General features: G+C 40.5%; 8 protein-coding genes. 3 read left to right on the forward strand and 5 right to left on the reverse strand.

What is annotated here, in order from left to right:
• Window positions 1-98: 98 nt before the first annotated feature.
• Window positions 99-893, reverse strand: a complete 795-nt coding sequence (locus CQA40_RS00240; RefSeq protein WP_181882771.1) for an SIMPL domain-containing protein — start codon at window positions 891-893, stop codon at window positions 99-101.
• A gap of 645 nt (window positions 894-1538) precedes the next feature.
• Here CQA40_RS00240 and hsrA point away from each other — a divergent pair.
• The 3 genes from hsrA to CQA40_RS00255 all read left to right on the forward strand — a co-directional run bounded on the left by hsrA (window position 1539) and on the right by CQA40_RS00255 (window position 4867).
• Entirely contained in the window at window positions 1539-2219 is a 681-nt protein-coding gene (gene hsrA / locus CQA40_RS00245; RefSeq protein ID WP_115518998.1) for a homeostatic response regulator transcription factor HsrA, read from the forward strand.
• A gap of 141 nt (window positions 2220-2360) precedes the next feature.
• Window positions 2361-2990: an META domain-containing protein gene (locus CQA40_RS00250; RefSeq protein WP_115518999.1), complete on the forward strand. Its 630-nt coding sequence runs from the start codon at window positions 2361-2363 to the stop codon at window positions 2988-2990.
• 56 nt (window positions 2991-3046) lie between these two features.
• The gene (locus CQA40_RS00255; RefSeq protein WP_115519000.1) at window positions 3047-4867 is read left to right on the forward strand and encodes an acetolactate synthase large subunit; all 1821 of its coding nucleotides are present in this window, start codon (window positions 3047-3049) and stop codon (window positions 4865-4867) included.
• An 88-nt stretch (window positions 4868-4955) separates the two neighbouring features.
• Here the strand turns inward: CQA40_RS00255 and radA are convergent, their stop codons facing one another.
• The 4 genes from radA to CQA40_RS00275 form a co-directional block, all read right to left on the reverse strand.
• A complete protein-coding gene (gene radA / locus CQA40_RS00260; protein ID WP_115519001.1) occupies window positions 4956-6395 on the reverse strand; it encodes a DNA repair protein RadA in 1440 nt (479 codons plus the stop codon).
• 266 nt (window positions 6396-6661) lie between these two features.
• Entirely contained in the window at window positions 6662-9229 is a 2568-nt protein-coding gene (gene acnB, locus CQA40_RS00265) for a bifunctional aconitate hydratase 2/2-methylisocitrate dehydratase (protein ID WP_115519002.1), read from the reverse strand.
• Between the two features lie 303 nt (window positions 9230-9532).
• Window positions 9533-10474 (reverse strand): signal recognition particle-docking protein FtsY, encoded by a 942-nt coding sequence (gene ftsY / locus CQA40_RS00270; protein WP_115519003.1) that lies wholly within the window; start codon window positions 10472-10474, stop codon window positions 9533-9535.
• 54 nt (window positions 10475-10528) lie between these two features.
• Window positions 10529-11323 carry a hypothetical protein gene (locus CQA40_RS00275; RefSeq protein ID WP_147290125.1) on the reverse strand — a complete coding sequence of 265 codons (795 nt, stop codon included), beginning with the start codon at window positions 11321-11323 and terminating at the stop codon, window positions 10529-10531.
• Between the last annotated feature and the right edge of the window lie 37 nt (window positions 11324-11360).

The raw sequence follows: 11360 nt of genomic DNA on the forward strand, positions 1-11360 counted from the left end.
GGCAAAAGAGATATTTTACACGATTTTGCGTGATTCTAGCCCTCACAGACTAGAATCGACTAGAATCACGGTGCTTTTATGTGGCTATTTATGAGGAGCTATTTTGCCATACACCCTATGATAAAGTTTGCACTTAGCACCAAGTCTTCTTCTTTGGTTGTGGGGAGTGATACGCCATTTGGTGCTACCTTTGATGATGGAGTTTCTGCGCTCATAGCCATAACGCCATTTCGTGCTTGTGGCTTGGTATTGCCAACTTCTTGGAAACTTATATCCTCAATATTGCAATTCTGCTTTAATGCTTTAGAGTATTGTTTAGCAACACCTTGCGCTTTTTTTAGTAGCTCTGTGCGCATTTCTTGTGTGCTTTTATCGATTTGTTCTGGTGTGATTATGGCTTGTATGGGCAATATAGGAAGCGTAAGCAGTGCATTTCTACCTACTTCTACGCCGACAGCTTTGAGTAGCTTTTCATAAGCAGATTTTTGCTCGCTACCAAAGCTGCATACGATTTCTTGATACGCGCTAAATCCTACTTTGCGTCTATTGCGCTCATAATACACTTCTGGAGAGTATCCATAGCTACCACCTGAGCAAATCTCTTTGTTTGCTTTTATCAGCCTAGAGACAGCATTAAAAGTTTGCACGAGGCTTTCGCTTTGCTCATCATTTAGCTTAGATAGCGCACGCAGTGTGTTGCTCCCTTGAATGCGAATCTTTGCTTTGAAAGTGTCTGGTTCTGCTTTTGAGCGCACTTCTACTTCTTGATTGATAGAGAGTTTGCGCTCGGTTGCGATTTTGTTGTCATTGAGGACAAATCCTAGCCATATACCGCATACAAATACGATAGCTACGACAGATACTGCCACAATGAATTTCTTTGAGTCTAACATATTATGCTCCTTATGCTCGCTCATTATCACTAGCTCGTTTTTAGATTAGCTAATGATTTTGTGCCTGCATTGTAGTGAAATAAACCTTAATATTTACTTAACATTTACTAATTATTTACTTAATATTAACTAAGTATTTAATCAATATTTACTATTGTATTTTTTGTGTGAAATATCGTATTTTAGGGAATCTATCTGCTTTTACCAAAACAAATTTTTTGAATTTTTAAGAATTTTTGTGGCATTTTATAAAAACTTTTTGCAAAAAAAATTTGATGAAATATTCTAAGAGTATAAAATTTTATCATTGCGCGATGATTTTTATAATTTGAGTTTTTGTAAGCAAGTTTTTGCCTAGATTTTGCAAAATCTCATTTTTTGTATACATAAATAAATACTCCTTAATATTTTTTTACGAAAAAACCATACAAAGGCTACTCCTTAGAAAAACTTTAAAAAATTATAAAATTTTCATAAAAGTTAGCTGAAAATTTCCTAAAAGTTTGCTATAATCTGCCGATAAAATTTAAGCCAAAAAAGCTTTTATAAAGCCAAATAAAAAGCATAGCAAAAAGGCTAGATAAAGGCTGATAGGGCAACCAAATAAGCTAACAACAAAACAAACTAACAAAAGGAAGGTTTAAAATGCGCATTTTAGTAGTAGAAGATGACGCGGCTCTTAGCAAGTCGCTTAGCGAATCGCTCAACGCCAATGGCTATCAAACAGACATTGCAGAGAGTTTGAAAGATAGTTTGTATTATGTCAGCATTCGCAATTATGACTTAGTGCTTGCCAACTACAAGCTAAAAGACGGAAATGCCATAGAGCTACTTACCGAAGTGAAGTCGCGCTCGCCACGCGCATCTGTGATTGTTATGGCTAGCAAGGCAAGACCCGAGCAGGAAGTATCTGTGTTTGGCAATGGAGGAGATGATTTTTTGGCAAAGCCATTTGATTTTTCTGTGCTTTTGGCTAGAATCCAAGCTAGACTTAGATTTTTTGGGACAAGCGCCATAGAGATAGAGGACTTAGTGATAAATCCTGATGAAGAGCGTGTAACTTACAAAGGCGAGGAAATCGAAGTAAAAGGCAAGCCATTTGAAGTGCTAACCCACCTTGCAAGACAGCGCGACCAAATCGTATCAAAAGAGCAACTACTTGATGCGATTTGGGAAGAGCCAGAGCTTGTTACGCCAAATGTCATTGAAGTGGCTATCAACCAAATTCGCCAAAAAATGGATAAGGTGCTAAATATCTCCACAATAGAGACTGTGCGCAGGAGAGGCTATCGTTTTTGCTACCCTAAGCGTCCTATCGGCGAGTAATCTAGCTTAAGGGTTTGCAAGCCAAAAGGCTTAAATCCAAAAATCACTACAAATGGTGTTTTGTTTGATTTTGTCTCTCGTTTGATTTTGTAAAAATCCAAAAAAAGTGCTTAAGTGTTTTTGTGGATTTAGCACTAAATTATGCTAGCAAAATCTATGAATGCCAAGATTTCAGTGCTAGATGTCAATAAAAGACAAGCGTTTGAGTTTAGCCTATTTGATAGCTTGGCAGATAAGATTCTAGGCAAAAAATCATCTCAAAAGTCGCCTCAAAAATCACTAAGGCAAAGCATAATGCTTGCCTTTGCATACATAAAAAGAGCTACAAACAAAATCTTTAAGGAAATAGCTATGAAATCATTAAAATTGTTACCCCTAGCAATCGCACTAAGTGCCTTGTATATGAGTGCTTGCAAGGAAGAAAATATGAGAATTTACAACACTTGGAATCTAATAACTCTAAGTGTGGATGGCAACCCTATCGACCCTACAAATAGCGAAAAACAAGTCTTTATCACAGTGGATGACCAAAAATTCAATGGCTATGCAGGGTGCAATCTGTTTTTTGGGAATCTAAAAATCCAAAAAAACAAAATCCAAAGTTCCTCCACAGGTGCTACAAAAATGCTTTGCGACCCCTCTGCTATGGAGATTGAACGTGCTATATTGCAGCTATTTTCTGATAGCTCGGTAGACTTTGTCATAAAGGACAAAAATCTAGTCTTAGAAAAAGACGGCATACAAGCGATTTTTGAAGCAAAAGGACAATAACAAACGCTACTTTCTAAAAACTAAAACACACAAACCAACGCTTACAAGGATACAAAATGGCTAAATCGCTAAATGGCTCACAAATGCTTATAGAAGCCCTACGATTAGAGGGTGTGGAAGTCATATTTGGCTATCCCGGTGGGGCTGTGCTAAATATCTATGATGAAATCTACAAGCAAGAGCATTTTCGCCATATTTTGAGTAGACACGAGCAAGCTGCCATACACGCAGCAGACGGCTACGCACGCGCTAGTGGCAAAGTAGGCGTGGCTATCATCACTTCAGGACCGGGCTTTACAAATGCCGTTACAGGTATCGCTACGGCTTATATGGACTCTATCCCTCTAGTAGTCATAAGCGGGCAAGTCCCCACAAGCCAAATCGGCACAGATGCGTTCCAAGAAATCGATGCGGTGGGAATCTCTCGCCCTTGCACCAAGCACAATTACCTAGTCCAAGACATAAAAGACTTGCCTAGAATCATAAAAGAAGCGTTTTATATCGCAAAAAGCGGGCGATTTGGACCTGTGCTGATTGACATTCCAAAGGACATTTCAGCCAAATTTGGAGAGTTTGTCTATCCCAAAGAAGTCGCCCTGCGAACTTATAAACCCACTCTAAAGCCAAATTCTCGCCAAGTAAAAAAACTAATAGAAGCCCTAAGCTATGCAAAAAGACCGCTTGCATACATAGGTGGAGGTGCGGTGCTAGGGCAAGCACACGAGGAGATAAGGCAGATAGTCTCACGACTAGGGATTCCCTGTGTAGAGACGCTTATGGCTCGCGGTTGCTTAGAATCTAGTAATCCATTTTTGCTAGGAATGGTGGGAATGCACGGGAGCTATGCGGCAAATATGGCAATGTGTGAGTGTGATTTGCTTATCTCACTAGGAGCGAGGTTTGATGATAGGGTTACAGGCAAGGTTAGCGAGTTTGCTAGAAGTGCCAAAATCGCTCATATAGATATAGACCCAAGCTCTATTGGCAAAATCATTGACATAGATTTTCCAATAGTTGGAGACATAAAGCTAGCTTGCCAAGAGATTTTGGCTTTGCTAGATTCCACAGATTTACCACAAAAAAGCACAGAGGATAAAAATACGCTAAGTGCCACAAATTACGATGAGTGGCGAAAACATTTAGGCAAGTATATGAGTGCAAATCCTATGTTTTTTAATGATTCTGCCACCACGATAAAGCCTCAATGGATTATCCAAGAGCTAGGCAAGAATTTTTATGGCAAAGCGATAGTTTCTACCGATGTGGGACAGCACCAAATGTGGGTGGCGCAGTTTTATCCATTTAGCACACCTAGAGAGCTGCTTACAAGCGGTGGGCTAGGGACTATGGGCTTTGGCTTGCCTGCGGCTATGGGAGCATATTTCGCACAACCAAAAAAGCATATTTTCAACATTAGTGGCGATGGCAGTATTTTGATGAATATACAAGAGCTGATGACTTGCGTAGAAAATCAAATCCCTGTGATAAATATCGTGCTAAACAACAACTACTTGGGTATGGTGCGACAATGGCAGACATTTTTTTATGAGGATAGATTTTCTCACACCGATTTGAGCTTGCAGCCAAATTTTGTCGCCCTAGCAGAATCGTTTGGCGCGGTAGGATTTCGCGTAGAATCCAAAGAGGATTTTGCCCCCACGCTAAAAAAGGCGATAGAGTCCAAAAAAGTTTGCATTATTGATGTGGTGATAGATAGGTTTGAAAATGTTTTGCCTATGGTGCCGACAAATGCCCCACTTGATAGAATGATACTGCCTCAAAAAGCACTAGACTCTACCTCTGTCATAGAAGTGCAAGTCAAAAAAGAAGCAAAAGCCACAAAAATCACACCCCGCGCTTTGACAAAAAAGAATTAGATTTTGTAAAAATTTCTTTAAGAATATGGCTAGGTTTTTGTGTCAAAAATTTGCATTTTTTAGTGTGTTGCATTTTTTTATTCGCATTTTACATTCGCTCAAGCACTTCGCTTACTTCGCTTACAGCAAAGCATTTGATAGCGGTTTGAAAGCTCGGTATTTTTGGGACTATCGCTTTTTTTAGTCCATAGCTTTGCATTTCTTTTAGTCGCACTTCAAGGTTGCCTACCTCACGCACATCACCTGTTAGGCTTACCTCGCCGATGAAAGCACTCTCTATCCCCAAAGGACGATTGCGAAAGCTAGAGATAATCGCAGCTACCACACACAAATCCGCGCTAGTCTCGCCAATCTTTATCCCACCCACGACATTGACAAACACATCATATCGATTTAGCGGAATCTCTAGCTTGCGCTCTAGCAAGGCTAGGAGCATATTTAGCCGATTACTATCAAAGCCTGTTGATTGTCGCCGTGGATTGCCATAGCTCTCGCTTACCAATGCTTGAATTTCAATCACTAACGCCCTAGAGCCCTCCAAAATCACACTAACCGCGCTACCTGCTACGCTTTTTTTGCGTGTAAAAAATGCCCTAGAGGCGTCTTTGGCACTTTTTAAGCCATCTGCACTCATCTCAAAGATACCGATTTCACTAGTCGTGCCAAAGCGATTTTTGAACCCCCTAAGTAGTCTTAGCTCCTTGCTAGAATCCCCCTCAAAATACAACACACAATCCACCATATGCTCTAGCACGCGAGGTCCCGCTATGCTACCCTCTTTTGTGATATGCCCGATGATAAAAATGCTGATATTGTTTTCTTTGGCAAGTCGCATAAGCTCAAATGTAATCTCACGCACTTGGCTTATAGAGCCCGGGGCAGAAGCGACATTTGGCGAGTAAATCGTCTGAATAGAATCAATGATGCACAAATCAAATCCTGCGGAATCTTTTGTATGCTTTTGACTTTTTTCACTTTTAGGATTTTCATCATTTGGATTTTTTGCTTCCACTTGTTTAGCACCATTTTGCAGGGCAAATTTGATAGAATCTAGGTTGATTTCATTTAGCAAAAATAGCTGATTGTGAATCGCGCCAAGTCGTTGCGCTCTAAGTCGTATCTGTCCAGCACTCTCCTCACCACTCACATACAGCACATTGTGTGCGTTTTTGGCGAGATTACCCGCGACTTTTAGCAAAAGTGTGGATTTTCCAACTCCCGGACTACCACCCACAAGATATAGCCCACCGCGCACGATTCCCCCACCTAGCACGATGTCTAGCTCCTCCTCAAATGAACTAAAAAAGTGATTTTGCTCGCTACTTATTTGCGTGATAGGAAGTGGAGTTTTTGTGCTATTTAGCCCACTAGTAGAGATTGCACTATTTTGGACTTTGATAAATTCTTTTTGGACTTGGTTTAGTTCTATCAAACTATCCCAGCTGCCGCATTCTCCGCATTTACCAAGCCATTTTGTTGTCTGCCAACCACAATGCTGACATTCAAAAAGGCTAGATTTTTTTGCCATTTTTTACCTTTTTTAGTTTTTGGATTTTATTTTGGAGGTTGGTTTTTAGAAGTATTGATAGAATTTTAGCAAGAAAAAATGAAGCGAAATCAAAAAGCGCGGACTTAAAGACTAAAAAGGTTTAAAAAAAACCTAAAAAATTCTCAAATCCTACGCTTTTTGTAAAATCTTTTGCAAGTTCTTATAAGTCCTAGTGATGAGATTCACAAGACTTGTGTGTGATAAACACACACAAAACCTGCTATGAGCAAAAGTGCCACAAAATCTTAAAGTGCAAAATCTTGGATTTTATCAAATTCCAAATATTTATATACTTTAGCGGTATTATCGCCTAGCTTTTGTGGGACGATTTGTAGGTATTCTTGCACGCTTGGTAGTCGCCCTAGCTTAGCACACACAGCACCTAGCTCGGCACTTCCTAGATATACTTGCGCTCCTTTGCCCATTCGGTTATCAAAGTTTCTAGTTGAAGTTGAGAATACTACGGCATTGTCTTTTACTCGAGCTTGGTTGCCCATACATAGACTGCAACCCGGCACTTCTATCCTTGCGCCACTTGCGCCAAATAGGCTGAAATATCCCTCATCGCTTAGCTGCTTAGAATCCATTTTTGTAGGTGGCACAAGCCAAGTGCGTGTAACGCTTTGCCCCTCGTTTTTCATTATCTCGCCAAACGCGCGGAAATGCCCGATATTTGTCATACAGCTACCGATAAAGACTTCATCAATATTTTTTGGACGCTTCTCATCAGCTAGTATCTCACTCAAAGTCGCCACATCATCAGGGTCATTTGGGCAAGCTAGAATCGGCTCTTTTATATCTGCTAAGTCAATCTCAATAACCGCAGCATATTCCGCGTCTTTATCCGCTCGCATAAGGACGGGATTGTTTATCCATTCACGCATTTTTTGCGCTCGCCTTTCTAGTGTTTTTGCATTGCCATAGCCGTCTTTTATCATCGCATTGATAAGTGCGATATTGGATTGCAGGTATTCAATTATTGGTTCTTTGTTTAGCGCGATAGTGCAAGCCGCTGCACTTCGCTCTGCACTCGCATCGCTAAGCTCAAATGCTTGCTCAACTTTTATATCTTCTAGCCCCTCAATTTCTAGGACTTTGCCACTAAAGATATTCTTTTTGTTTTGTTTTGGTACGGTTAGTAGCCCTTGCTTTATAGCATAGTATGGAATCGCATTGACCAAATCACGCAAAGTGATACCCGCATTTAGCTTGCCCTTAAATCGCACTAGCACAGATTCTGGCATATTTAGTGGCATATTGCCCGTAACGGCAGCAAACGCCACAAGTCCGCTTCCTGCAGGGAAGCTAATACCGATAGGGAATCTCGTATGAGAATCTCCACCTGTGCCGACCGTATCAGGCAAACAAAAGCGGTTTAGCCAAGAGTGTATCACGCCATCTCTAGGTCGCAGTGCTACACCACCGCGCGAAGTCATAAAATCTGGCAAAGTCGCTTGCAAACTGACATCCGCTGGCTTTGGATATGCAGCTGTGTGGCAAAAGCTCTGCATAACAAAATCTGAACTATAACTAAGGCTAGCTAGCTCTTTGACTTCATCGCGCGTCATTGCCCCTGTGGTGTCTTGGCTACCCACAGTTGTGGCGATAGGCTCGCAGTATTCGCCCGCTCTCACACCCTCTTTGCCACAAGCTTTGCCTACCATTTTTTGTGCTAAAGTGTAGCCTTTTGAGCTTTGCTGTGGCTGGGAGGCTTTGGCGAAGATTTCACTCTCTCCTAATCCTAGAAATTTGCGCGCCTTGTTGGTAAGCCCACGCCCGATGATAAGTGGAATCCTTCCACCTGCACGAATCTCATCAAAAATCGTATTTGGGCTTAGGCTAAATTTGCTTACTACTTCGCCGTTTTTTAGGATTTCGCCACTATGGGGTTTTAGCGTGATGATGTCTCCCTCTTTTAGCGCATCGACATTTGCCACCACAGGGAGGCAGCCACTATCCTCACAAGTGGCGAAAAATATCGGAGCGATAATCCCACCGATGACAAAGCCACCGCTTTTTTTGTTTGGCACGAAAGGAATCTCATTGCCAAAATGCCATACAATCGAGTTGCAAGCGGATTTGCGACTGCTTCCTGTGCCTACTACATCTCCTACATACACGACACTTGCGCCGTTTTCTGTGGCGACTTTTTTTATTGATTCTAGTCTTGCTTCGTAGTTTTCTACGCGCGATTTTAGCATAGCTTTGGCGTGTAGCGGAATATCGCTTCGCGTGAAAGCATCGCTAGCAGGGCTTAAGTCATCAGTATTTGTTTCGCCATCAATTTTTAGCACAGCTAGTTTGATTTCCTTTGGTAGTTCTGGCTTGTGCAAAAACCACTCGGCATTTGCCCAAGATTCTAGCACTTCTTTTGCGAGTGGCAAGGATTTGCTTTTCTCTGCGATAGTATCAAACGCATCATAGACTAAAAGTGTGTGCTTAAGAGAATTTGCCGCAGTTTTTGCGATATTTTCATCGCTAGATTCTAAGGCTTTTAGCAAAAACGGGACATTATACCCACCTAGCATTGTGCCTAGCAGTTTTGTGGCTAGCTCTGCATTTATACTATCGCATTTTTTGCCCTCAATTATCTCTCCTAAAAATTGCGCTTTGATTTTTGCGCCCTCATCGACACCGGGGCTTACGCGGTTGGTAAGCAAGTCTAGGGCAAAATCTTTGTCTGCCTTACTAGATGCAGAATCTAGCAAAATCTTAATGACTTCGCTGACTTCATTTGGCTTCAAAGGAAGTGGAGGGATTCCCTCTTTTGCTCGCTCTTGTGTGGCTTGGTTGTAAGTTGTGATAAATTGCATTGTTGCTCCTTTTGCATTATTCTAGAGTGTGTTAGATTATGCGAAATCTAACTTTTAGAATCCATAAGTATAGCAAATCTTATCCTAAGGCGAGTTAAAAAAATCTTTAACTTTTTAGCAAATGTGTAGAATCTATACAAACTAAATTGCGTATCAATAAGGACAAAATTCTAATAATGTATATAAAATCTGCATAACATTTTTTAATGCACTATTTTTGTAGAAAAGTCTTATTTTTGTGCCTTAAAAAAAACATACAAATCAAGCAATAAAAATTAGGCAAAGAAAATTTAGACAAAAAAATTAAGCAGGAAAAATACAATCAAGCAACCCCTCTATGTAGGCATTTTTATCAAATGCTAGTAAGTCCTCTTTTTTCTCCCCCACACCGATAAACTCTACGGGTAGTCCTAAAATATGTGCAATGCTAAAAATCACTCCGCCTTTTGCACTACCATCTAGCTTGGTAACGATAGCAAAATCTAGCTTAAGGGATTCTCCAAAGATTTTTGCTTGGCTTAGTGCAGAGCTACCTTGCGTGCCATCAAGGATTAGCACGCATTGGCATTGTCCCCTTTTCACTCCGTCATTTTCTAGAGCTTTTTTTGATACACGCAGGATTTTTTCTAGCTCGGCTTTTAAGTTTGCTTGATTTGGTAGTCGCCCTGCTGTGTCGATGATGATATGCTCTATGCCTTTTGCTAGCCCTGATTGAATCGTGCTAAAGGCAAGCGCACTTGGGTCGCTACCCTCTTTTGTGGCTACTACGCCTACTCCTAGTCGCTCTCCCCATAGCTTTAGCTGCTCGTTTGCTGCAGCACGAAAAGTATCTCCTGCACCCAAAAGAGTAGATTTTCCTTGCGCAAGTGAGTGGGCAGCTAATTTTGCTATGGTGGTGGTTTTGCCTGCACCATTTACGCCGATGATGAGGCTTACTAGAGGGTTTTGGGGAGTGGATTTTTTTAGCCTTGTGGCAAAATCATCGTTGCTTTCCTCGTTTTCTGCGCTATCTTTTTGCTCATTTTTTTTTGCATTTTGGCTTTTTAGAATCATTTCAAATTCTCTTTTTAGCTCCTCTCTAGTGATTTTGCTAGGGAGGTGTGATAGGATTTGCTCAATGATTTCATAGTCTATGTCGCATTCAATTAGCACTTCTTCTAAGGTATTTTTTTGTATAGAGTTGCTAGAATCTTTTGTAACAAGTGAAGCGATATTTTGCGCGGTTTTATGTAGAAATGTAAGCATTGCAATCCTTTTTGGATTTTGATAGGTGGGCAATATCTGTTTTTGCGATAAAAGCTATCGGGCAAGCGAGGCAATATCGCTTGAGAAAATCTCTTCTGGGATAATCCCCTCATAGTCTTGGTAAAATACCTGCGCTTTATCAAAAAGCACAAAGTAGGGCAGGGCAGGGATTTTTGGGGCTGTTGGCTGAAGTTTTTGAGATTCGCTTAAATTACTTGATTCTTTAGAATCGCTAGAATCATTAGCTTTTGCAGATTGCGCGTTTTTTTGTGTTGTTTTGGATTCTATGGGGTTTATAAAACTATTCACTGATTTTAAGTCATTTTGGATGCGCACAAATTTATTTTCTACAAGTAGTGTTAAAAGCTCGTTATTTTGGTTAGATTTTGGGTTTAGCAGAGCAAAATCAATCGTATATTTTTTTTGCAATGCTACTAAGTCTTTTTCATCGATTTTGCGTGATAGCACAGCGACAATCATCGCTTTGGATTCTGCATCTAAGTGGTTTAGATGCTCATAATACCTTGCGCAATCCTCGCAATCTGCATCTACAAAAACAAGCATAATAATGCGGTTTTGTGTCTTGCCATTTTTTTGGAGGATTAGCTTTTCTTTTAGGGATTTGGGATTTGTGATAGTTTTATTAGCGGGTGAGTTGTCCTTATTTGCGGAAGTATCATCTGTGGTGTTGCTAGGTAAAAGTGGCGTTTCTATGGTAATCTCATAGCTAGAATCTAGCGAAGTGTAGCTAAAACTTTTTTGGCTTATTTCTTTGTCTTTACAGCCTATAAAGAAAGCACAAAATCCAACACTTAGTATCAAAAAAGTGTTTTTTATGTTTTTATACATCGTTTTTATTTCTCCCGCTTTTGCTTTCTCTATTTTT

The sequence above is a fragment of the Helicobacter sp. MIT 01-3238 genome (assembly GCF_003364135.1).
Lineage (GTDB): Bacteria > Campylobacterota > Campylobacteria > Campylobacterales > Helicobacteraceae > Helicobacter_B.

What these genes read in the sequence shown, in the direction of transcription:
- ftsY (WP_115519003.1), bottom strand. Translation starts at nt 10,474, where the DNA reads ATGCTTACATTTCTACATAAAACCGCGCAAAATATCGCTTCACTTGTT.
- CQA40_RS00250 (WP_115518999.1), top strand. Translation starts at nt 2,361, where the DNA reads ATGCTAGCAAAATCTATGAATGCCAAGATTTCAGTGCTAGATGTCAAT.
- radA (WP_115519001.1), bottom strand. Translation starts at nt 6,395, where the DNA reads ATGGCAAAAAAATCTAGCCTTTTTGAATGTCAGCATTGTGGTTGGCAG.
- CQA40_RS00275 (WP_147290125.1), bottom strand. Translation starts at nt 11,323, where the DNA reads ATGTATAAAAACATAAAAAACACTTTTTTGATACTAAGTGTTGGATTT.
- acnB (WP_115519002.1), bottom strand. Translation starts at nt 9,229, where the DNA reads ATGCAATTTATCACAACTTACAACCAAGCCACACAAGAGCGAGCAAAA.
- CQA40_RS00240 (WP_181882771.1), bottom strand. Translation starts at nt 893, where the DNA reads ATGTTAGACTCAAAGAAATTCATTGTGGCAGTATCTGTCGTAGCTATC.
- CQA40_RS00255 (WP_115519000.1), top strand. Translation starts at nt 3,047, where the DNA reads ATGGCTAAATCGCTAAATGGCTCACAAATGCTTATAGAAGCCCTACGA.
- hsrA (WP_115518998.1), top strand. Translation starts at nt 1,539, where the DNA reads ATGCGCATTTTAGTAGTAGAAGATGACGCGGCTCTTAGCAAGTCGCTT.